This window comes from Vibrio sp. 10N.239.311.G01 (assembly GCF_041465805.1).
GTDB classification, from domain to species: domain Bacteria; phylum Pseudomonadota; class Gammaproteobacteria; order Enterobacterales; family Vibrionaceae; genus Vibrio; species Vibrio crassostreae_C.
Genome location: NZ_JBFSRM010000019.1, coordinates 1 through 22,296, shown reverse-complemented (window position 1 = coordinate 22,296; position 22,296 = coordinate 1). Strand labels below are relative to the sequence as shown.

At 43.9% G+C, this 22,296-nt stretch carries 24 protein-coding genes; 11 read left to right on the top strand and 13 right to left on the bottom strand.

Annotated elements, in window-relative coordinates; translation table 11 throughout:
- Positions 1 to 78: 78 nt before the first annotated feature.
- The 3 genes from AB6D06_RS15255 to AB6D06_RS15245 all read right to left on the bottom strand — a co-directional run bounded on the left by AB6D06_RS15255 (position 79) and on the right by AB6D06_RS15245 (position 3,432).
- Entirely contained in the window at positions 79 to 1,122 is a 1,044-nt protein-coding gene (locus AB6D06_RS15255) for a GMP reductase (protein ID WP_004731658.1), read from the bottom strand.
- Positions 1,123 to 1,988: 866 nt separating this feature from the next.
- Positions 1,989 to 2,426 (bottom strand): PAS domain-containing protein, encoded by a 438-nt coding sequence (locus tag AB6D06_RS15250; RefSeq protein WP_004731659.1) that lies wholly within the window; start codon positions 2,424 to 2,426, stop codon positions 1,989 to 1,991.
- Between the two features lies 1 nt (position 2,427).
- Positions 2,428 to 3,432 carry a response regulator gene (locus AB6D06_RS15245; RefSeq protein WP_004731662.1) on the bottom strand — a complete coding sequence of 335 codons (1,005 nt, stop codon included), beginning with the start codon at positions 3,430 to 3,432 and terminating at the stop codon, positions 2,428 to 2,430.
- 102 nt (positions 3,433 to 3,534) lie between these two features.
- Between AB6D06_RS15245 and AB6D06_RS15240 the strand changes: the two genes are divergently transcribed.
- Complete coding sequence (locus AB6D06_RS15240) at positions 3,535 to 3,732, top strand: hypothetical protein (RefSeq protein WP_017081448.1); 198 nt, start codon at positions 3,535 to 3,537, stop codon at positions 3,730 to 3,732.
- 27 nt (positions 3,733 to 3,759) lie between these two features.
- Here AB6D06_RS15240 and AB6D06_RS15235 read toward each other — a convergent pair whose 3' ends face one another.
- A complete protein-coding gene (locus AB6D06_RS15235; protein ID WP_004731665.1) occupies positions 3,760 to 4,005 on the bottom strand; it encodes a hypothetical protein in 246 nt (81 codons plus the stop codon).
- Between the two features lie 226 nt (positions 4,006 to 4,231).
- On the opposite strand from AB6D06_RS15235, the gene AB6D06_RS15230 reads away from it, so the two are divergent.
- Positions 4,232 to 4,669 (top strand): Spy/CpxP family protein refolding chaperone, encoded by a 438-nt coding sequence (locus AB6D06_RS15230; protein WP_017087288.1) that lies wholly within the window; start codon positions 4,232 to 4,234, stop codon positions 4,667 to 4,669.
- 171 nt (positions 4,670 to 4,840) lie between these two features.
- On the opposite strand, the gene AB6D06_RS15225 is transcribed toward AB6D06_RS15230, so the two are convergent.
- Positions 4,841 to 6,193, bottom strand: coding sequence for an MATE family efflux transporter (locus AB6D06_RS15225; protein WP_102451178.1), 1,353 nt, complete (start codon positions 6,191 to 6,193; stop codon positions 4,841 to 4,843).
- Positions 6,194 to 6,293: 100 nt separating this feature from the next.
- Here AB6D06_RS15225 and AB6D06_RS15220 point away from each other — a divergent pair, with 100 nt between their 5' ends.
- Positions 6,294 to 7,286: a LysR family transcriptional regulator gene (locus AB6D06_RS15220; RefSeq protein WP_372110833.1), complete on the top strand. Its 993-nt coding sequence runs from the start codon at positions 6,294 to 6,296 to the stop codon at positions 7,284 to 7,286.
- Between the two features lie 42 nt (positions 7,287 to 7,328).
- The gene (locus tag AB6D06_RS15215; RefSeq protein WP_372100341.1) at positions 7,329 to 8,228 is read left to right on the top strand and encodes a DMT family transporter; all 900 of its coding nucleotides are present in this window, start codon (positions 7,329 to 7,331) and stop codon (positions 8,226 to 8,228) included.
- Positions 8,229 to 8,386: 158 nt separating this feature from the next.
- On the opposite strand, the gene AB6D06_RS15210 is transcribed toward AB6D06_RS15215, so the two are convergent.
- A complete protein-coding gene (locus tag AB6D06_RS15210) occupies positions 8,387 to 8,806 on the bottom strand; it encodes a VOC family protein (protein ID WP_017072063.1) in 420 nt (139 codons plus the stop codon).
- A 398-nt stretch (positions 8,807 to 9,204) separates the two neighbouring features.
- Here AB6D06_RS15210 and AB6D06_RS15205 point away from each other — a divergent pair, with 398 nt between their 5' ends.
- Positions 9,205 to 9,825: a heme-binding beta-barrel domain-containing protein gene (locus AB6D06_RS15205; RefSeq protein ID WP_017062436.1), complete on the top strand. Its 621-nt coding sequence runs from the start codon at positions 9,205 to 9,207 to the stop codon at positions 9,823 to 9,825.
- Positions 9,826 to 9,896: 71 nt separating this feature from the next.
- Here AB6D06_RS15205 and AB6D06_RS15200 read toward each other — a convergent pair whose 3' ends face one another.
- Positions 9,897 to 10,877: a bile acid:sodium symporter family protein gene (locus tag AB6D06_RS15200; RefSeq protein WP_372110829.1), complete on the bottom strand. Its 981-nt coding sequence runs from the start codon at positions 10,875 to 10,877 to the stop codon at positions 9,897 to 9,899.
- Positions 10,878 to 11,222: 345 nt separating this feature from the next.
- Between AB6D06_RS15200 and AB6D06_RS15195 the strand changes: the two genes are divergently transcribed.
- On the top strand, positions 11,223 to 11,489 hold the full coding sequence (locus tag AB6D06_RS15195; protein ID WP_371724978.1) for a DUF3081 domain-containing protein: 267 nt from the start codon (positions 11,223 to 11,225) through the stop codon (positions 11,487 to 11,489).
- Between the two features lie 55 nt (positions 11,490 to 11,544).
- Positions 11,545 to 12,156 carry a CIA30 family protein gene (locus AB6D06_RS15190; RefSeq protein WP_372100342.1) on the top strand — a complete coding sequence of 204 codons (612 nt, stop codon included), beginning with the start codon at positions 11,545 to 11,547 and terminating at the stop codon, positions 12,154 to 12,156.
- Positions 12,157 to 12,283: 127 nt separating this feature from the next.
- Here AB6D06_RS15190 and AB6D06_RS15185 read toward each other — a convergent pair whose 3' ends face one another.
- Positions 12,284 to 13,309, bottom strand: a complete 1,026-nt coding sequence (locus tag AB6D06_RS15185) for a zinc-binding alcohol dehydrogenase family protein (RefSeq protein ID WP_372110825.1) — start codon at positions 13,307 to 13,309, stop codon at positions 12,284 to 12,286.
- 156 nt (positions 13,310 to 13,465) lie between these two features.
- Positions 13,466 to 14,233 carry a glycine betaine ABC transporter substrate-binding protein gene (locus AB6D06_RS15180; RefSeq protein ID WP_372074320.1) on the bottom strand — a complete coding sequence of 256 codons (768 nt, stop codon included), beginning with the start codon at positions 14,231 to 14,233 and terminating at the stop codon, positions 13,466 to 13,468.
- A gap of 268 nt (positions 14,234 to 14,501) precedes the next feature.
- Here AB6D06_RS15180 and AB6D06_RS15175 point away from each other — a divergent pair, with 268 nt between their 5' ends.
- Entirely contained in the window at positions 14,502 to 15,434 is a 933-nt protein-coding gene (locus AB6D06_RS15175) for a LysR family transcriptional regulator (protein WP_372110823.1), read from the top strand.
- A gap of 147 nt (positions 15,435 to 15,581) precedes the next feature.
- Here the strand turns inward: AB6D06_RS15175 and AB6D06_RS15170 are convergent, their stop codons facing one another.
- Positions 15,582 to 15,968: a hypothetical protein gene (locus AB6D06_RS15170; protein ID WP_102333936.1), complete on the bottom strand. Its 387-nt coding sequence runs from the start codon at positions 15,966 to 15,968 to the stop codon at positions 15,582 to 15,584.
- Between the two features lie 423 nt (positions 15,969 to 16,391).
- On the opposite strand from AB6D06_RS15170, the gene AB6D06_RS15165 reads away from it, so the two are divergent.
- Positions 16,392 to 17,375 (top strand): hypothetical protein, encoded by a 984-nt coding sequence (locus AB6D06_RS15165; RefSeq protein WP_102333937.1) that lies wholly within the window; start codon positions 16,392 to 16,394, stop codon positions 17,373 to 17,375.
- Between the two features lie 113 nt (positions 17,376 to 17,488).
- Here the strand turns inward: AB6D06_RS15165 and AB6D06_RS15160 are convergent, their stop codons facing one another.
- The gene (locus AB6D06_RS15160; protein ID WP_102333938.1) at positions 17,489 to 18,682 is read right to left on the bottom strand and encodes a benzoate/H(+) symporter BenE family transporter; all 1,194 of its coding nucleotides are present in this window, start codon (positions 18,680 to 18,682) and stop codon (positions 17,489 to 17,491) included.
- A 99-nt stretch (positions 18,683 to 18,781) separates the two neighbouring features.
- Here AB6D06_RS15160 and AB6D06_RS15155 point away from each other — a divergent pair, with 99 nt between their 5' ends.
- Positions 18,782 to 19,348 (top strand): helix-turn-helix domain-containing protein, encoded by a 567-nt coding sequence (locus AB6D06_RS15155; protein ID WP_017070515.1) that lies wholly within the window; start codon positions 18,782 to 18,784, stop codon positions 19,346 to 19,348.
- Between the two features lie 96 nt (positions 19,349 to 19,444).
- Here AB6D06_RS15155 and AB6D06_RS15150 read toward each other — a convergent pair whose 3' ends face one another.
- The gene (locus AB6D06_RS15150; RefSeq protein WP_372100347.1) at positions 19,445 to 20,494 is read right to left on the bottom strand and encodes a cysteine synthase A; all 1,050 of its coding nucleotides are present in this window, start codon (positions 20,492 to 20,494) and stop codon (positions 19,445 to 19,447) included.
- 217 nt (positions 20,495 to 20,711) lie between these two features.
- On the opposite strand from AB6D06_RS15150, the gene AB6D06_RS15145 reads away from it, so the two are divergent.
- The gene (locus AB6D06_RS15145) at positions 20,712 to 20,879 is read left to right on the top strand and encodes a hypothetical protein (RefSeq protein WP_017062447.1); all 168 of its coding nucleotides are present in this window, start codon (positions 20,712 to 20,714) and stop codon (positions 20,877 to 20,879) included.
- 371 nt (positions 20,880 to 21,250) lie between these two features.
- On the opposite strand, the gene AB6D06_RS15140 is transcribed toward AB6D06_RS15145, so the two are convergent.
- Entirely contained in the window at positions 21,251 to 22,048 is a 798-nt protein-coding gene (locus AB6D06_RS15140) for a lysostaphin resistance A-like protein (protein ID WP_372110818.1), read from the bottom strand.
- Positions 22,049 to 22,296 lie beyond the last annotated feature (248 nt).

Here is a 22,296-nt window from a genome sequence, read left to right as displayed (position 1 = left end):
GATTCTGTCGCAAATTTCAAAAAAAAAGAGCCGCTAAAAAGCGGCTCTTGATTTTCAAACTATTCGAACTCGTTCAGATTACTCTTTACCGAATACGTTGTTCTCTTGCTCTTGTACACGGATGAAAGTCGTACGCTTAGTTAGCTCTTTGAGCTTTGCTGCGCCTACGTATGTACAAGTTGAACGTACACCACCAAGGATGTCTGAAATCGTGTAATGAACTGAACCACGGTATGGAAGTAAAACAGTTTTACCTTCCGCAGCACGGTACTTAGCAACACCACCTGAGTGCTTGTCCATAGCCGACTGTGAAGACATGCCGTAGAACTTCATGTATTGCTTACCGTCTTGCTCTACAACTTCACCGCCTGACTCAGAGTGACCTGCTAGCATGCCGCCTAGCATTACGAAGTCAGCACCGCCGCCGAACGCTTTAGATACGTCACCCGCACATGAACAACCACCGTCACCGATGATCATGCCGCCAAGGCCGTGTGCTGCGTCGCCACACTCGATGATTGCAGAAAGTTGAGGGTAACCTACGCCTGTTTTAACACGTGTAGTACAAACAGAACCAGGGCCGATACCAACCTTAACGATGTCTGCGCCAGCTAGAATTAGCTCTTCAACCATGTCACCCGTTACAACGTTACCCGCAGAGATAACTTTAGTCGGGAATTCTGCACGTACTTTCTGTACGAACTCAACAAGGTGCTCTGAGTAACCGTTAGCGATATCGATACAGATGAATACAAACTCTTCGCTAAGAGCCATGATCTTCTTAACTTTCTCGAACTCAGCTTCAGATGTACCTGTTGATACAAATACGTTGTTCAGTGTTTTCTTGTCTGCTGTTTTAGCGAACTCAGCCCACTGCTCTACTGTGTAGTGCTTGTGTACTGCAGTCATAACACCGTGCTCTGCTAGAGCAGCTGCCATTTCAAAGCTTGCTACCGAATCCATGTTAGCTGCAATTACTGGAGTACCAGACCATTGACGACCGCTATGCTTGAATGTAAAATCGCGGGTTAATTCAACTTGAGAACGGCTTTTAAGGGTAGAACGCTTCGGACGGAAGAGTACATCTTTGAAACCTAACTTAAGTTCTTGTTCGATACGCATGGTGTTTTCCTTGATTCATAAAATTATGTGTCTCTCGCGAAATGCGTAGTAAAACCGTTGGCAGACGAGTTTACTTTTCTTCGGACACAAAAAAACCGGAGCGTTGGCAGACGCTCCGGTTTTCAGCATTATAGGTCGTGATTTAGTAACAGCAAGTCTGATATTTCACTTTTTTTTATGCTATCCTCTCAAAGATTCCATATCCGCTAAAACTTCCTCAGTTACACTTTTCAACTAAATTCTTATTAATTAATAACTTAGCGAACTATTCGCGCAAGCGCTGTTGGTTTATTGCGCAATCGTTTTCCTTCATATTTCACGCAATATCGCCCTCATAATGCAAATATGTGAAGAAAGTGCCTCGAAATCACATAAAAACCACACTTTTCTCCAACAAAAAAATGCCTTTTTTCTTAAATAAATTCGATTATTTTCTAATTTTTATCTGTTTTCGACCAAATTGGCTAATCTCGTGACGTTTCTGTTTTGCGGTCACTTGGAAAAGTAGAGTGAAAAGGACTCAATCTAGAGACCAATATTCACTTGGGTTTGAGAGTCGAGCCCTCACACTCCATTAAATGAAGCTTTCAAGCTTGGACTTTATAAATCCAATTTCTATTCACCCATAGCATTACCGTTCCAAAAGCACGTTTCGTGGTTGCCCTTTCGTTCATTTAACCTAGAAGACTCTGCAAAGCGCTCAGAAAAAGAGGATTGGTTGACGTAAAAAACTGGGGAAAAGATAAGATTTGAAGAATAGAAAGCAAAAAAATGGCTAAGGTGGTTAACCTTAGCCATTTTTATTCGCTGATCAGACCGATGCTAATACGCACATAGAAAAGTGCTGTTTAGTGAATAGAGCAGTGTTAGTTCTTTTGAGAGACTAACGCTTCTGCAGTCGCATCTTGAATAGACAAGAACAATGAGCTGACTTGTCCTGTTGGTGAGCGCATCGGGTTCAGCGTCACGTTCTGGTACATGAAATCGGCTTGTTGGGTTACAGGGCGAACATTGCGGCACTTAAACAGATAAGGCCTTTGTTGCCATGTAATGAAGCTACGGCAGCCTAAATCGTAGACTGGCTTGGTTTTCAGTCTAAACCACTCTTCTGGGATCTCAGGGAACAGTTCAAAGATAGACTTACCGATCGCATCATGCGATTGCTTACCGCTATGGTGCGTCATAAAGCCATTCCAAACTTGTACCTGAAAGTCACGATTAATGACCACCAGCCCCATATCGACGTTTTGAACCATGTCGACCATCCAGTGGAACTGTTCAAATTCAGCAGGAAGATTCAGCATATTAAAACTCCTCCATTAGGTAGGCCAATTTGTTGTCTAGAAGCGGCAAAGACTCATCAACGAACATAAATAGAAGATCACAACGGATGGACGTGCCATCGATGTTGTAGCTGACTTCAAAGGTCATGGTCTTCTTAAACGAGCCACTGGTATTCTCAATCACGGAATCAATCGAGATGTGTTGCCCAAGCAGTACAGGAGAGCTCTGGAAAAAACGAACTTCTGATTGCTCCCCTAATCCATTCAAGAATGAGCCAACTAAGATGTTCGACACATCCATCAACAACTCTAGTTCTTCTAGCTGCTCGCTCTCTGTTGGCACCTTCATGAGCTTCTTAAGATCGCTCACACTAGAATCACTCAATAAGACTAATGCTTCGCCTGCAATACCTTCTCCGCTAAAGCCTTGGCAAACACCCGACACTTGGTCGTTGTCGGCTAGGTCACGAAGTGCCATGTGCAATTCACTCACTTCGAAGATGTTGACGTTCGGCAGTGGTAAGTGGACAAATACATTAAAGTGACGAGCCAGTGCATCAGCGGCACGGCCTATCGCAACGTTCGCGACTTCCATATAGATATCGCGTCTACGAAGTATTGGCAGTTCTAAAGCGGTTGGAGTAATAATCTGAGGCTGCTTTGGCGGCTCAACATGCTCACGTAAAATAGCTTTTAGCGCTTCTTTATCGATCGGCTTTTGTAAAAACGCTTTAGCGCCGAGATCCAGCACCTTCTGTTGTGCTTTTGGTTGTATGTCACCCGAAACAACGACAACAGGCGTGGTATCACCCAAACGTTGCATCTCTTCCAATGTGCCATAGCCGTCTAATTCCGGCATGGTGAGGTCGAGGAACATCAATTTAAATTGGTTTTGAGCTAACTCTTCAAGTGCATTAAGCCCATGAACAGCAAAAGTTATATCTGCATTTAGAGAACTAGGCAGTGATCGAGCCATCTGCTTCCTTGCTAACGCAGAATCATCACATATAAGAACTGGGAACGACATAAATGCACCACTGACAAATTAAAGCTAATTCGAACGAGTGTAACAGAACATTATAGTATCAGGTACGGGGTGAATGAATTTATGTGTAGATTATTAGTAAGAATGATGGAACAAGCAGGTGAACGATTATCTGGCATTATTCTTCATGAAAAACAATATGCTACAAAGGTAATAACCGTTCATCATTATAGAGTAATAGCACTTTTTTATGGAACAACAGCGCTAGTTTATGAAATGGTAGCCTTAATAAGTGAGTTTATTAAGGCTCGGTTTGCTCATTCATTTATCGGCTTTATGTAGCCATGATAAGAGACGTAATGTGAATAGCTAGAACTGATATGAAGGCCATAGGATCAGTAATGCGAAACGTATAACCACAGCAAACACCAATAAAGCGATACCCAAACGATACCATTTGTATTCCGCGATACTCATTGGGATACGCTTATAAAACATCGTAATCACGCCCTTCCAATCGCTACTGCGTCTTCCGTACTGCATCATGCTCGTCAAAACAAACAGTGCGCCAAGCACTAACATTCCTTTTTCAGCCCAGAACAATCCAACTTCCATTTGTGTATTCCTTGATAAAACGGTGAGCAACTCAAATCATTCTAGTCACCTTTGCCGTAGGTTTCTGTAAGACCAAGGTCTAACCCACTCTCTACTTACTTGAAGGTACTTATCTGAACGAATTTAAGTGAACGTAAATCACTGAGCACCCTTAACTGAACAGCGTGTTCATATCGAGTTCAGCTTCGCCATCTATACTCATGTTTCCACTAACAGGAGAAATTCAATGAAATCACTGAAAAAGTCGCTTTGTGTATTAACTGCTTCAGCTCTACTCGTTACCGCTCCGTTTGTGAGTGCTTCATCACCACAACAACCGCCACAGCCAGCAGTGAGCCCACTGCAAATGGTTATTGCTTCTTTAAACCTAAGCGAAGAGCAACACGCGGAAGTCATCTCCCTTGTTGAAGGCTACCAATCTGATAGAACACAGATTGACATGGATAGCGCGATCGAGCTCAAGAAGAAACAGATCAGCCTTGTGACTCAACCGGATTTCAATGAAGCCGAGATGGAAAAGATCATCGACACCGTTCAAGCAACCGAGAAGTCGATGGTGATGCAAGAGATGCGTCTTAAGAACAACATTTATAACGTGTTGACTGAAGAGCAGAAAGAGCAGTTCAAAACCATGATGAAGTCTGCGCTCTCTGGTGGAAAGTAGTTTGATAGAAAGTAGTCTGGCAATAAGTCGTCTGGTAGACAATAGCTGCCCCTAATCCTGATATTGATTCTTCCCATCTCCCCCAGAAAAGGGAGAATCTGAATAGACAACAAAAAGCCGCAGTCATTATGATGACTGCGGCTTTTTTGTGTTCAGTACACCATTAGCAAATCACGTATAAGCATGATTCGACAAATCCGGAGACTTGCTGTTCTTTTGGATGACACGCATCAATTGGATAAGCAGCAGAATACCTGTCACGCCCAAACCAACGCCGATTCCACCCCAGATCCCTGCCAATTCAAATTTTGGCATCAAATACCAAGCAGCAGGTAGGCCAAATACCCAGTATCCGATAGCAGTCATCACGGTTGGCATGGAGACAATCTTCATCCCTCTCAACAAGTTAATCGCCAGTAGTTGCCAAGCATCAACAATAAAGCACAACGCCACTACCCAGATAACAGAAGCCAACAGTGAAGTCATCGCACCCGTGCCATCGTCTAGCTTGAAGATAGACGCGATCATTTCGGGCCATATGATGAACACGGCAGACAAAGCAACGCTCAACACCGACACCAAGATAAAGCTGAGAATCGAGGTTCTTTTGATACCTTCGTAGTTTCCCGCACCGAAATCACGCCCCACCAAAATCGCCGCAGCTTGTGAGAAACCGAAATTGAAGTTCCAGGTGAAGCTTAAGCATTGCAGCAGGATTTGGTGTAAGGCTAACGAAGCAATACTGATCGTGCCCGCCATCAAGGTGCCGCCGTAAATAAGGCCATGTTCAAGTAATGCTGCTAATCCGATAGGCAAACCCATCATTAAAAGCGGGCTCATCAACTTGATTGAATACTCTTCTTTGTTTAACCAAGGGGCGAACTGCTTGAATTCGTCACGTTTGAATACCCAAACCGTGTATCCAACCATCACGATAAATGCCGCGATAGCCGTACCTAGCCCTAAACCTGTTAAGCCCATGTCTAATTGGAAGGTTAAGAAGTAGCTGACTGGCACATTCAGAATTACGGTGATAATCGACATCACCAGAATAGAGCGCACATTACCAAACGCGCTGGTTAAGCCGCGAAGCACCAATAAGATAAGCGAAGGCAACATCACCCACTTCAAAGCATGGACATATTCCATGGCTAAAGTGATCACTTCTGGCGGCTGTTTGGCTGCTTCTAATACCAACGGAGCAAACCAGAAGCTGGCCATTAGGGTCACGCTGAGCACTAATGCCAACATGGTTGCGCCTTTCACAGCCAATCTGATTTGAGTATTACCAAACTCAGGGCGAGCTACTCGCTGACCATAAGCAATCGCAATCAAGTTCGCGACACAACCCACGGTGCTGCTCGCAATAATAAAGATAAAAAAGTAGATAGAGGCGCCTAAGCCACCAGCCGCAAGGGCTGACACACTGATACGCGACATCATCCAAACATCAGTAAGGACTAACGCCATAGAGATCAGCTGTGAAATGATCAAAGGGAATGCAAGAGTGAGTATTTTTTTCATGAGCGCCTCAGTTAATTTCGCCCAAAATACGATCGATGAGGCTGGCGTTCAATTGATAAATTTGCGACTCTAGCATTCCATAAACTCATGCGAACGAATTATGACCCCATATCCTAGCTTGCCATCCTCACATAATGGCTTAAAAGCGTTTGAAGCTGCTGCAAGGCTGATGAGCTTTACTCTGGCTGCCGAAGAGCTGCATGTGACACAAAGTGCAATCAGCCGACAGATCAAACAGCTTGAAGATGAGTTAAACGCATCACTGGTTATTCGTAAGCATCGAGCGATTGAATTAACGGTACAAGGTCATGATTTGTATGTGGCTTTGCGTGAAAGCTACGGCAATATCGAAGCTATCATTGCCTCTTGGAGTGAGCCGAAGCAGAAACGTATCGTGATCAAAGCGACCTTAAGTTTCGCGACGCGAGTATTGATCTCTAAAGTCAGGGAATTAAACGAGCGTTATCAAGATCATGAGATCGTCATAGTTCCTGTGATTGAGGAAGACGAATCGATTAATAGTAGTGAGTATGATCTACTGATCTTCCACACGCGTTTCAAAAAACGCTATGACAAGGCACCTGACATCACCTTCTTGCGTGAAGAGTTTATGGCACCGGTCTGCTCGACTAGCTTAACTAATTCGACCAACTTAACGAATAAAGACACCGACCTCGATTCGATCTTAACTCTACCAAGACTCCACCCAACCTTAGATCATCACGACTGGAAAGTGTGGTTGGCCGATGTTGAATTCCCACCAAAGAAACCCGTCAGAAATACCAGTTTCTTGTCTTTAGATATGGCACTCAGTGCCTGTTTATCCGGAGAAGGGGTTACGGTCACGGATCTGTTGTTAGTTCAACAAGATCTCCAACGAGGCTTCTTGTACTGCCCTAGAAATGCAAAAATCCAACACAGTGCTTGGACTTACTTCATGCACCAGCGTAGTCACACGCCTATCATCAACGACCTTATTGAATGGCTTAGAGAAGAGACAACAAAAGAGATCGAGTTGCTGAAAGTACTCGCACATCAATATCAATGGTTTGGTGTAATAGAACAGGACAAAGACTTTGGTCGGCTCTTCTAAACTAAGTTATGATTCCTGTTCCCTCAACCGATTGATATTTTTATGCCTTCTTTCTCTTTTTCAATGATCCCTGTTGGGGTTAGGTTCATGATCCTCTCTGCTTTTGGATTCGCACTGATGTCTGCGTGTGTGAAATACATCAGCAACTACGGCATACCTGTATTCGAAATTGTTGCAGCAAGGGCTTTGGTGTCTTTGATCATCAGTTATATCGACGTTAAGCGAAAAGGCATTTCGATCTGGGGAAATAACAAACCTTTGTTGTTTGTTCGAGGCGCAGTTGGTACAGCAGCCTTGATGTGTGTTTACTACGCTGTGACCACTTTGCCATTAGCCGAAGCGACCATTCTACAATACGTTCATCCTGTATTTACCGCCCTACTTGGCGTGTTATTTCTGAAAGAACGCGTCCAAAAATCGACCATGATCTGCATTGCGTTCTGCCTAGCTGGGCTATTAGTGATGGTACAACCAAGCATGAACAGTGGCGCGAGCAGCGAATTACCGCTATTCAGCATTATGGTGGCGTTATGTGGCGCATTTGGTAGCTCAATTGCTTATGTGATTGTGAGAAAGCTTAGCCAAACGGAAGATAGCTCAGTGATCATCTTCTACTTCCCTCTGGTTGCTCTCCCAATCTCAACCGCCCTTATCTGGAACGACTTTGTGTGGCCTAGTTTGTTCTTAACCATGATGTTGGTTCTGGTCGGGATTTTCACACAAATAGGCCAATACGGTTTAACCAAAGCGATGCAAACCCAAGCAGCAGGCAAGGCTTCAGCTTACTCTTACGTTCAGATCGTATTCTCAGCACTGTTAGGCGTGTGGATCTTCAATGAGATTCCATCAATTTGGACTTATCTAGGCGGTGGCCTGATTGTGACTGGCGCGCTGATTAATGTGTTTGGCAAACAACTGTTGGTGCCTTTTAAGGCTAAATAAACAACCCAACAACTGAGCTAAACATCAGCTAAATAATCAGCTATTGCATAGACCTAAAAAGGGCATTGCGGATTATTCCACAATGCCCTTTTCTATAAATGTTCTCTAACGTGTTTTCATGCCGCTAACCAACTTTAATAAAGCGGCGTATTACGTGATTAACTTGTGGCATTTCGTAACTTGGGATCATCACTCAAATACTCAACAAACTCGATTTCAAAACCTGCCGGATCCACAAAATAGACGTTTTTTCGATAAGGTTCTTCGGCGCCGGGTTTGGCAATTGGGAAGCCCGCATCAACAAGGCGCTGAGTGACACTTTCGATATTATTGGTCACATAAGCGAAGTGCGCGAGGCCAACAGAATGCCCAGCCAAATCTCTATTTTCACCTTCACCGTGATCACTTATTGCTATGTATTGGTACTCGTCGCCAAAATGCAGCCAGTTACGTGGCTTACCTGACCACTCCCCTTTTCCCTCATCACGGACATACCAATGAGGGAACGCCGCTTTATAGAAAGCCAGCATTTCTGGGATATCTTTTACCACTAAATTCACATGTTCAAGTTGGATCATTCTTCTCTCCTTAAAGTATTCTCGTAAGCAACGTTGCATATCCTAATACCTCAAGTTAAGTTGAGGTAAAGCACTAATTTGCATTTATTTCGAGAACGTCTTTAGAGCCCAAATTGTCGTATTTGATGCGATATAAGCTTTAAGTTTAGACGACCTAATCCAATGTGACTCAACTCAACCACAAGAGTTAGCAAACCCATGGTGTATCACTGAGATAAGACGACCCAACAACTGCTTCTTGCTCAATATATACACACATTAATATCCCCTTACTGACTGATACATCAAGTTACAATTCGATTTCATATTAGCCAACAACACTGATCTGGGTTAATAAACTAGTTTCACAATAACCTTATTTTTATTGGGGTCAGATAATTAATAAAAAGGAAGTTAAAGTGAAAAAATTATTAGCACTTGGTATCGCAGCGGTAATCTCGGCTCCAGCAGTAGCCGACCACAACACAATCAATGGTATGGATTTTGGTCCACTCGCAAAGTTAGTCGGCACATGGAAATCAGTCGAAACTGGCGGCGTTGATATTTCTCCAGGCCAAGAAGGCACAGAAGTGGGTGCAGGTGGTCCCGCGGTTACACCATTCTATGAAGTAATGACGTTTGAGGTTGCGGCAGATGCAACCAATGCCAGCGATCAATATCTGGTTGCTCTGTACTACAAACAAGAAGTATTCAGAAAGGCCGACGACTCTAAGTTCCACGATCAACGTGGCTACTTCATCTACGACCAAAAAAATCAGGTCGTCTACAACTCTTACTGCGTACCACGCACCACATGTGTCACCGCAGAAGGCCCTGCTGGCGATACAATGACGTTAGTTGCGTCTAAGCGTGGCATCGCTGAGTCCGAATACATGACGGACAACGCAACCACCACGGGCTTCACGATGAACATTAGCATTTCAGACGATACGCTGACGTACTCTCAAACAACAGGCTTAGAGATCTACGACAACGCATTTGCTCATACAGATTCAAGCACTCTAATTAAAGTGAAGTAGATTCAAATACAAACGCCTTTCACAGCGAAGTGAAAGGCGTTTTTCTGTTGTACTTGTAACAACAAACAAGTTTAACTAGATTGTGTATCAACCTTGGCGTAACGGTTGGCTAGCACTGCACAGTAAAAGATCTGAATCGGGTGATAAAGCATGATTGGTAGTAATATCATCCCTAGATTAGGGTTGTGAGCAAAGATCACCTTAGCCATAGGAATACCTGCCGCTAAGGTCTTCTTAGTACCACAGAATACTGCCGCGACTTCATCTTGATGATTGAATCCAACCTTTCGGGCACTCCATTGAATGCCGTGTACCATCACCATCAATACCACTAAACAAATCACCGCTGACAGCAACAACAGCATTGGTGAAAAGTCGCTCCAAATACCGTGTTCAATAGAGTCACAGAAAGCACTGTAGACGATCAGAAGTATCACGTATTTATCTAACTTATTGACCACTGACTTGTGTTTCTGAGTCCATTCAAAAAGTAACGGGCGCATCAACTGGCCGACAATCATTGGCAATAGCAGCATTTTAGATATAGAGATCACCGATTCCATCAGGTTTAGCTCTGCACCTTCCAACCCCATAAAGAGCTGGATCAGTAGAGGCGTAATGAACACGCCTAAGATACTAGAAAGTGATGCATTGAATATCGCACCCGGTAGGTTTCCTTTTCCAATCACCGTCATCGCGACCGAAGACGAAATCGTACTCGGTAATACGAAGAGGTAACAGAAACCAAAGGCCAGAGCTGCTGGCATATAAGCGACAAAGCCTTGCCCGAATATCACCCAAAGCAGTGGGTAAACTAAGAATGTCGCGCTTTGTACAAAAACATGCAGCTTCCAATTCGAAAGCCCCTCAAGAATGGCTTTGGGAGACAAATCCAAACCGTGTAAGAAAAACACCAAAGCGATGCCGAGAACAGTCACCGTATCGAGATGAAGTACCCCACCCGATTTGCCCCAATCCGGCGTAAAAACAGCAACGACCATAGCCACCACCATCCCTACAAGAAACCATTCCTTTTTCAGTTTTTCTATCATGTTGACACGCACTTTCTATAGATTCTATTTCAGCCAATAACCCGGCTCCGACGCTATTTATCCTATCGACTCTAATTTTAATTAACCACCATAAACGTAAATTAAGCTTGTCTTTATCTTGAGGGTTAACATCGTTATTAAGTTTGTTACACCCGTTTTGCTCAGGATTAATCGGATGTATGGAATGACGATGAAAATATTAGAAAACAGAGGTTTATCGAGAAGATAAGATCACTTTCAGTGATCGGAACACAAAGGCAAGCCGTAGGGACAGCAATCAAACAGTAACAAATTTAGATACCAATATTCAGCCTATTACCAATAACTACTCAGCGGGAGCAAAACATGGACAACAGAATCACCATTATTGAGTTTCTCAGAGTGTTTGAGTGCATTCGCACCTCTGGCGAGCAACTGGACAATAAATATCAAGTGGGCGAAATGGCGGCTTGGCATGATTATGATGGTTATACCTGTTGGCTAAGCTATAAAGACGTAACAGTGACGCTGATGTTTCATGGTTCATTGAAAATCGAGTACGACAATGCTTCAAATTATTCTGAATTTATTGAGCGTTGTCTGGGTATGCTTGCCACTGAACCTTCTCCATAAAACGCGAACAGACTAACGGCTAACGGCTAACGGCTAACGGCTAACGGAGACAATCATGAACGAAACGGCTTCATTGCTTAAGCGAAGACACCCTTTTTGGCTAGTACTCAGCCTCTCCTTTTTATGGTCTCAAGTATCTGTAGCAGGCATAGGTATGATTGATTTTATACAACCGAACGAACATAAGAATTGGACAGCGACCAACGACGATGTGATGGGCGGCATCTCAACAGGCGAGCTTGTTTACGAAGGCGAGACGAGTCAATTTAAGGGCGAGCTATCGTTAGAAAATAATGGGGGGTTCAGTTCCATAAAGCGCTCCATTAAATCACCAGCCCATGAAATAGATAGCGCAGATCTAGTATTCGTTGGTGATGGTCGCACTTACCAACTGAGGCTCACAACATCGAAAGATGGTAATCGAGTTCAATACAAACACGATTTCGATACGATAAAGGGAGTGCGGCTTAACAAGGTGTTCCACTTCAATGATTTTCAAGCTGTGTTCAGAGGTCGGCTACTGAGCGATGCGCCGGAACTTAAGGCACGAGACATCAAACAAATAGTTTTTTTGATTGCGGACAAACAGCCCTCGCCTTTTGAGCTAGACCTAATACAGCTTCACTTCAGAACATCGAAACCTATCACATCACCAGAAGCTGACTAAACTGACTAATCTGACTAAACCGAAAACAAAAGCCCCTGGTACCTTTTGACTAACAATAAGATATCAGGGGCTTCTTCTATTTAAACCGTCAACGACTCAAAACAACGACGGATTAAAACATCAGCAATTAGTATTTGATGGCAGTTTTACCAATCGAGGCACTGCTTTCAATACGTTGGTGTGCATCTTTAAGTGTTTCCACACTAAAGCCATTTAGGGTCGAGGTTAGCGTCGATTTAATACGGCCCGCATCAATCAGATTCGCGGCTTGGAATAGGATGTCTTGCTGCTTCTGGATATCTTCGGTGTTAAACAGTGAACGTGTAAACATCAGCTCCCAAACAAAGCCTGCTGATTTGCCTTGCAGCGCTGACAAGTCAATGCCACCATCAAATTCAACAATCGAACTGATCATGCCTTGCGGTGCGATCAATTCAACCATCGCATCCCAGTGCCCTTTTGTGTCTGCAACATTGAAAATGTAGTCGACATGTTGAATGCCTTGCTCTCGCACAGACTCGACAAGGTTACGGTGGTTCACCACATAATCCGCCCCTATATCCCTTACCCACTGTTCAGTTTCGGGTCTTGAAGCTGTTGCGATAACATTTAGGTTGGTCAGTTGCTTAGCCAGTTGAATCGTAATTGAACCAACACCGCCTGCTCCACCAATGATCAGGATAGACTTTTTCTCTTCAGGACGAACACGCAAGCGGTCAAACAATGCTTCCCAAGCCGTAAGCGTTGCTAGTGGCATAACGGCTGCAGCTTCATCAGAAAGGCTCTTCGGCGCTTTAGCGGTAATACGGTAGTCCACAGCTTGGTATTCGGCATTAGCGCCCATACGAGTTACGTCACCTGCATAGTACACACGGTCACCGACTTCGAAGCCTTCAACGTCAGCACCTTTGCCAACAACTTCACCGACTGCGTCATAGCCCAACACTTTTGGTTGTTCGAGTGTTTTGTCTTTGGCACTACGAATACGAATTTTTGCGTCAGCAGGGTTAATAGAAGTCGCGCTCACTTTTACCAGCAAGTCATTATTTTTTAGTTCTGGCAGACTCGTTTCAAACTCAAATAAACTGTCTTGCTCTGTAATCGCAAGTGATTGAGTAAATCCGATAGCTTTCATTTTTGATGGTACTGACATTGTGCTTTCTCCTTGAATTAGACGAGTTAATCTTAGTCAATTCTCACTCTAGATAAACCGCCTAATATTTGAATAATTCTCAAATAATTTTTGATAGTGGTATTGCCGTTATCTGAGTAACGCAGACGTCTCACTGCATTGCCAACGGCTTAAAGGCTAAATCAGGCCTTTCTCAATCAACCAATCATGTGTGACTTGATCTTGTGGTTTACCTTCACGGCAAACTTTGTAATCCAGCTCTGCGATGATGTCATTCGAGAAGCATAGGGAATCCAACTTCTGAATCTGTTGTTCGCTGAACAGATGCTTCTTGTCGTCTCTTAAAAGAAGCACTGCTCTGTCCACTATTCCGAGTAGGCCTTTTGGCTCTTTGAGCTCACGAATATCGTAACGATAGTGCAAAAACTGAGGTTTCCACAGTGGCACTACCACCCACTCTTTGTTTGCGACTGCACTTTCAAAGGCACTGAAACAATCGTCTTCACTGCCAGGAAAGAACTCGTAGCCGGCATCGCTCAGGCCATAATCTTTCATCATCTGGATAGAGAAGCGTGTGATACCAGCGCCGGGGTTGATGCCTTGAATGGTCGAGTTCATTTTCTCGATCACTTCAGCTTTTAATAAATCAGAGACTTCAGAAACCGCCTCTTCAGGCACATAGTCTGGTACGCCCCACAAAGCATAAGGTTCATAATGAAGCCCAAGCTCGATAAGTGGCTCAACTTCTTCAACGCCCGCTTTGTAGATACCGTGACTTGATGGCAACCACGCAGAAGAAAGCATATCCACTTGGCCTGCTTTCAGCTTTTCAAAGTTCTCCTGATGTGGAGAGAAAATACGCTCTACCTCAAAACCCATGGATTTCAATACATTGGCAACCAATGATGCGGTCGTACGGTGGAACGACAAATCCGTTACACCCATTGTGATTTTCTTAGTCATCTTATCCCCCTAGATCGTAGGTTTCGTCCATACGATGTGTACTGCGCTACGTTGTCGATATGGGGAAATGATAGTGAGAAAATTACTAATGAAAAACAGCCTCATATTTGAATTATTATCAAATTAGTTTTGACAATTAAGTATTTGAAGCTAACTTAGAAGCGATAAGTAGAGATAACCCATTTGCAGATTGTGATGGGGAAATATCCCAACGCCATGTTTAGAACATAATTCAATACAGGTAGATAACATGCTTCTTGAAGACTTACAGGTCATTTTGAAAGTGGCGGAGTTTCGCAGTATCACCGCTGCAGCCACCAACCTTGATATGCGCACTGCCACAGCAAGTGCAGCAGTAAAACGTGTTGAAGCGGCACTCGGTGCGGAGTTATTTGTAAGAACCACGCGCCACCTAAGACTCTCTTCAGCAGGCGAGCGTTATTTACCGGAATGCGAACAAGCCTTAAAGATGTTGGAGCAAGCGAAGCTCAACATGCGCGAAGAGCTTGGTATTCTTGACGGTGAAATTCGCATAGCGCTTTCATCGGATCTAGGACGCAACCTAATCACACCTTGGTTAGATGAGTTCTTGCTTGAATACCCAAAGGCGACGCTTCGCACTAGCATCAGCGATAGCAATATCGACTTCTACCGAGATTCCGTCGATATGGCGCTGCGTTACGGCTCCCCGACTGATGCCAACATGTATGGCTTTAAAATCTGCGATGTACCCAGAATATTGTGTGCGGCCCCTGAATACTTGGCTGAAATGGGAACACCAAAACACCCGAGTGACTTAACTCAACACAATGGTTTGCTCTACCAACTTCATGACATATTGCAAGACGAGTGGATATTCAACGATGGCACTCAAGATCATAAAGTGAAACTAAAAGGGAACCGAGCTTCGAACGACGCTGACCTTGTAAGACGTTGGTGTATCGCGGGTAGAGGAGTGGCAATAAAATCTTGTCTAGACATGTCACGTCATCTGCTTTCAGGCGAAGTGGTTAAAGTCATGCCTGAGTTTAAGCCGACCCCTACCGAGCTGTGGTTAGTGTGTCCAAGTCGTCAATCCATCACCCCGACTGTGCGTCTACTGAGAGATTTATTCAGAGAGAAGACCGCTGAGATCCTTTCGCAACTGAGCAAACAAGGCATCATAGAAAGCACAACATCTTAAGATTGAATGCCGCTTAAAGATAAGAAACAGAGAGACAAAAAAGGCGTTAGCGAACTCAATTCGCTAACGCCTTTCATCATTAGAACATCATAGCTTCATGATGAACCTTAATAAGAGTACTTAGTTTAATACTCTTAATACAAGAGCTTAGTTTGACTCGTCTTCAACATCGCAGTCTGCACAGCACTGAAGAGCAATCTCATGTTCGAAGGTGATGGTGTCTTTACCTTCTTCTACTAGCTCTGCGATTTCGTCTACCACTTCTTTTTCATCATCCGCTTCGATTCCGCTTGCTAGCTCTTCTTCTGAATAACCGAAGAAGTTCAGTAGTAAATACTCACGCGCTTCATCTTTCGTACAAACCACGTCCGCTGAAAGATCAGGAGTGACCTCGCCTTGGGCAAGTGTTGCTGTCACTTGTGCGATAGCATCGTCTTTCATCGCAGGCGTTAACCAACCAAGATCAGTACTTACTGTCGTTTTTTTACAGTCGAAGCAAGGCAGTTGGTGAAAGTAGTATTGAAAGGTAGTCATAGGTAAATTCTTCTTTAAATGTTGTATAGCGAGATTATGCGCGTTTTGTAGCAAAATACTATCTCAATCACAACCTGAAACCGCTTCGTTCTAAGTATTTTTTCAAGCTCCGCGCAAGCTGATGTGATCATCCTATAAAAGCGCTGTTTTGCGCATGCTTACTCAGCTTTACGCTTGTTTACATTTGTACGGGTAATATATGCCTCATCAAATAATAAGCGTGGTACCTCACAATTGCTTTGGCTCTTGCTTAGTTTCGTCGTTCCAGCTATCAGCTATGAGTTCACGGCTTACTTAACTACTTAGCTACTTAGCTACTTAGCTCGGATTTGTTTGAAATAGCTTTGTTTTCAATTAACTTACTTGCACTTGGCTTATTTTGAACCACGCTTATTTAAATCACCCATTTAGGATACCCAATCAATGATCATCAAAAAATATCAAGCCCTTGCCCTTTCATCGGTTGCTTTGCTCGCTACAGGCTGCTCACCATCATCAGATACGCCTTCGGTCAGCAACATCAGTGATTACCAAGGCTCAGCGAGTATTACTCAAGGTGTGGCGACCACTGTTGAATCGAATCTCTTTGAGTGTGCAAACGGACGTAGCCGAGTGGCGGGCGTCGGGGAAATTATGGACTCAGAAGGAAAGGTTTGGACGGTTCCAGCCAAGAACAACTTTGCGACAGGGCCGAAAGCCTTTGATCTTTATGAAGAGTGCTCAAACACCACGCCAAGCAGCCTAGCCGAAGTCGATCAAAGCTCTGTACCGGTAGCTGTTGTGGATCAAGACGGTGAGGAAATAACAGGTTATATTTTTGCCGATAACTATTTCGAACTTTATATCAACGGCAAGTTAATCGCGGTAGACACCGTTCCTTTCACACCGTTTAACTCAAACATCGTCAAATTTAAGGTGAAGAAGCCTTACACGATTGCGGTGAAAGTGATTGATTGGGAAGAAAACCTAGGTCTTGGCAGCGAAGATAACCGCGGAAAGGCATACCACGCTGGTGATGGTGGCTTTATCGCGAGCTTTAGTGACGGAACCGTGACAGGTCCAGACTGGCAAGCACAAACCTTTTATACCTCACCGATTTATGACCTGACTTGTTTGAGTGAAGTGGACGGGAAGCGTCTTTCTGAAAGCTGCACCACGGAAGGAACTGACCACGGTCAAGATGCCTACGCCGCTCATTGGGAAACACCAACCAACTGGATGAACCAAGAGTTCGATTCAACATCTTGGCCTCTAGCATCGGTATATTCAGAAGACGATATTGGCGTGAACAATAAAAAAGCGTACATGAACTTTATCGAAAAATTCAGTGGTGCTGGCGCAAGCTTTATCTGGTCGACAAATGTCGTTCTCGATAATGAAGTGCTACTGAGATACGAAGTTAAGTAGCTTTATTCCTTTGTAAGCAAGCCCAGTCACGAGTATGACTGGGCTTACTACTCAAACAACTTGCTGATGTTTCTAATTTACAGCGAACCTGATCCTAATCTTGGGTAGCTTGATTACGACGAAGTTTGCGAAGTCTTGTTTGCTCCACGCGACTTAGCTTTGTAATTATGTAACCAGCAACAAAACAACCCGATGCACAAACCCCAAAATGCGCTACCGATTCCCAGTAAATTGGTGCCAGAAGCGGTGAATAAGAAAGTAAGCAGTGCGGGTTCTCTGTAGTGACTGTCTGCCATTGATACCGCAAGGCAATTCATCAAGGTGGGCATCACCGCTAAGCCAGCAACCGCAATGACAATCTCGGAGGGTACGGCGCTAAACAGCGACACAAATGACATCCCCATCACACCAGCTAACAAGTAAAACCCGCCCATACAGATCCCAGCCATATAACGTGTCTTGGGGTTACTATCCGCATTCGGGCCCATACAAATAGCGCCCGTAATCGCTGCAAGGTTATACGCAAAGCCACCAAACGGTGCGAAGATCAAACCTGTTACCCCGGTGGTGGTAATGATCTTCGATGAATCAACTTGGTATCCATTCGCTTTTAGAACCGCAAATCCCGGTAAGTTCTGTGAAGCCATCGTCACTATAAACAATGGGATACCAACACTAAACAACGAAAAGAACTCAAAATCGGGCGAAATGAACACTGGGGTCGTTAATCCCATAGTCACCTGACTAACATCGAGTTTGCCAAAACCCACACACATGACCAATGCGATGATGAAAATGCTTGGGATCAGTAAATTTCCTAACCGCGCTTTCGCCAGAATAAATACAGCGAGCATGACCGCTACGACTTGTGCCTCTTCCATTAGCGACGTGAACAAACCCAAACCGAATTGCAATAGAATCCCCGCGAGCATCGCTGAGGCAATCGATGTTGGGATCTGTTTTAGGACTTTCTCAAATATCCCCACCAATCCAACCAACGTGATCAACATCGAACTGAACAAAAACACGGCTACTGCCTGATTCATTGTCAGCCCTTCAAGAGATGTGATTAACAACGCCGCTCCAGGCGTCGACCACGCTGTAACCACAGGCTTCTTGTAATGAAACGAGAGCAGTATTGTGGTTACGCCCATGCCAACCCCCAACGCCCAAAACCATGACGCCACTTGTTCTTCGGTTGCTCCAGCACTCATTGCCGCTTGGAAAATAATCGCCGCGGCGCTCGCATAACCAATGAAAACAGCGATAAAGCCGGTACTGACGTGAGAAAATTTTAGCTTAGTCATGTTAATTTATTCCTGTGTGCGTTATAACGTCCATAGACTGAACTTAGCACCCGTGCGCTATAACGCACAACTAATTTTTGAAAAACTTGTAGAGAAAATATGCAAACAGAAATTAAAGTCGGCGTTAACTTGAAACGCCTTCGCCAAGAAAAAGGCTGGAGCTTAGACAAAACAGCGAAAGCAACAGGCGTGAGTAAAGCAATGTTAGGACAAATTGAACGTGGAGAATCCAGCCCGACAGTCGCTAAGCTCTGGCAGATAGCTTCTGGATTTGAGGTGTCACTTTCGAGCTTTATCGCGGCTAGCCCAAACAGTGAACTGACGAGTTTATTCAGAGATGCAAACGAACTAAGACATGAGGAATACAACATTGGCTTTTTCGTCAGTTTGTTGTTTCCTTTTGAGGAAGCACTAGGATTTGAAATATTCGAACTCACCCTAGCACCCGATTACCAGCATGAATCCGCCCCACATAACGCAGGCGTCACTGAGCACATCTTATGCATTTCAGGAGAGATGGCCGTGATGTTTGATGATGAGTGGCATACGTTACGCGCAGGACAAGCCGTTCGCTTCAATGCCAACCAGACCCATGCCTACAAAAATATCGGTGAAGGAAACGCCGTATTTCATAATGTGATTCACTACCCTAATAACAAGCAATAGTGCCGGATTTGGTGCTAACGGATGTTTAGCTCTAACCGGATGTTCAGCGCTAACGAAAGAGCTGGCAGACCACTGGCTGTTACTAACTTAAAGCGACTATACGTTGACGACCATGCTGCCATCTTCGGCTTGATAACGAGCCCATAGTTGAGAGAGGTTTTCTTTATTAAGCTGTATCTCTTTTTCTTTCAGAAACGTTTCGTTGTGCAGCTTCGAATACGAGCGCTCAGCAAGGTCACAGCTAAATGTAACGATGGTTTTCCCTTTCCCCATTCTAGCCGCAGCGTATAGCGCACCTGCTACGTTCAACGACGAACTGCTTCCTAGAAGAATACCGTCATGTTCCGCAACAAGGCGGGATATCGTCACCAAATCCTGATCGGGAAGCGTAATTGCACGATTGATTTTTGCCTGCCTGAAATTTTCAACCGTTCGCATGATCCCTATGCCTTCCGTGAACGAACTTCCCGTTGATTGATAGTGTCCATTACGTAGAAACGAATAAATGCCGGACCCATTTGGGTCAACTAACCAAGTTTCGAGATTGGGTTGCTGCTCAGATAGATAGTGTGAGTTTCCGGCAATGGTTCCACCCGTCCCCACCACTGAAACTAGAGCATCAATATTCCCCTGTGTTTGCTGCCAGATCTCAGGTCCAGTATTTAAATAGTGCGCTCGATAATTACTGAGATTTTCAAACTGATCTGCCCACCAATAACTCTCATTTTCGACACCAATCCGCTTAGCCGTGTGGTAAAAATGTTCAGGGTTTGCAAAAGGACAAGGGTCGACCAATAACAGTTCAGCATTATAAAGCGAGATCATGCGCTCTTTCTCTTGTGCCTGCCCTTTTGGCATCACCACCAACATTTTGTAACCAAGGGATTTAGCGACCAGAGCAAGTCCTATTCCCGTATTACCAGCAGTACCTTCAACGATTGTCATTCCCGGCTTAAGCTTACCGGCTTCTATTGCATCCATAACCAACTGAAGTGCCGCTCTATCTTTAATCGAACCACCCGGGTTCTGGTGTTCGCACTTAATAAGAATTTCACAACCTGATATATCTGAAAGACTGTTGATTCTAACAAGATCGGTATCGCCAATCAGTTCACTGAGATTGTTTGCAATATGGGCAGATGACATCGCGACTCCATTTATTTGTTGAGGATAAGCTTGTTCATCGATTGGGTTGTCGATGATCATAAGCGTAGCTCTGGGGTCTGCTTAGTCAAGAAGTGCCGGAATTGAAAAGACTCTCATTTTCCAAATAGCAATTATAATTAGGGGTGACCGATTAGATTGAGGGCAAAAAAATGTTTCTAAAAGAGAAAAAACCGGTGACCTCGTTGATGTAACTGAAATGACCAAATTAACCAACTTATTTCAAGACAGTATCGAAGGTCGGTTTCAAGCAGGCGAAGAACAGCAAGACCCTGAGATGTTTAAAAAGTCCGAACTGATGTTTATGTCAGGGGAAGAGTTACCTCGATGCTGGACAGATCCAAACTACCGCTCAGGGACTAAATAACCTTAGCGCTTCCAGAGCACCCGATGAGTCGCAATTTAAGCTCTGTTCTAAAACTGTTTCACGATCGCCTTGTAGGCTATCCCCCTGTTAAAACATTCAGACGCATCTTTACTAGACACAAAAAGCGAGCCACTTGGGCTCGCTTTTGATTGTCTTTTTCTTGCTTAGACTTCAGTTCAGATTACAGAAGTTCTACCGACTGTTGAGCAATCACGAATTCTTCGTTGGTTGGCAAGCTATTATAATCGCACCTATTAACACGGGTTTGGACAAAAGTGTGTCAGCAACTTTACTATCGAGGTGTTGATAAGTGTGTTGATTTCATTGATTATTGCCTCAGTCCATATAGTGATGAAGCGGTTGCTAAAACCTTATTGTATTGATTTTTCCTTGCGTTTAATAATCAATAGTGCCAAAAAAGATACAGCTAATGCCATTATAGAAACGATTGTTCCGATGTTCCCACTTGGTGCAAAGTCCCAATCATTAAAGAAAAATGCGGGTACGATAAAAACTTCCACTGTATATATCCACAAATTATAAATCGTATGAAAAATTATAGCGCTATATATACTCATGTATTTCAGTAGAACTATTGATGCAGTGATACCTAGAGAAAAAGCAACGACAGTGTCTTCATGGCCGTAGGCGAATAAGAGTGACGATAAAATTACGCCTACAAACTTGTTTCTCAAAAGTAAGCATATGCTACTTAGCAAGATAAACCTGAAGAAAAACTCCTCTGATAACGGAGCTAATATAACGGTTTCGAAAAGATAATTTAGTTTCTCGCTTACTTCCAGTTCACCACTAACGAGAAATCCTACGATATAGTCGACTTCTTGTCCCGTGACATATTGCCGGATAAATTCCATATAGAACAACGTGATACAAGCCACGCCAATCGCTAGCACAGTAATTGGGAATACATGATGAGTAAAAGAGGAAACTTGTGGAGTTACTGAAAAGAGGCTATTTTCACTCTTCTTTAAAGTAAGCATCATCACAAACGCCACCACCCAAAAAAGGCCTCGAAGATCATTAAAACCCATGTCGCCCCATAAGTAATATAAGGCAAGTGCCAATATGCTTATGGGTAACGAGGTTTTAAGTCCTACGGTGGGAAAGTTATCCATTTGTACCATATCTAAATTTATTAATTCTTGCATTTAAAGATTACATTTATATCATCCGCCTCACATTAATTTCAATCGTATCGAGATCTTCACGACTAAATAATCTGGTGAAAAACTGGAACAAGATATGTATGGGTTTAACTCTGCCGGATTTTGAGGCACACGCGTTTTAGAGTCATAGCACTGAGGCGTTCTTGTCCCAAAGCATGGCGGCATAACACGTCTCTGTCGAGTAGACGACACTTGTTACCAAGTGCCGCCCCTCTAAGAACCGTACGTGC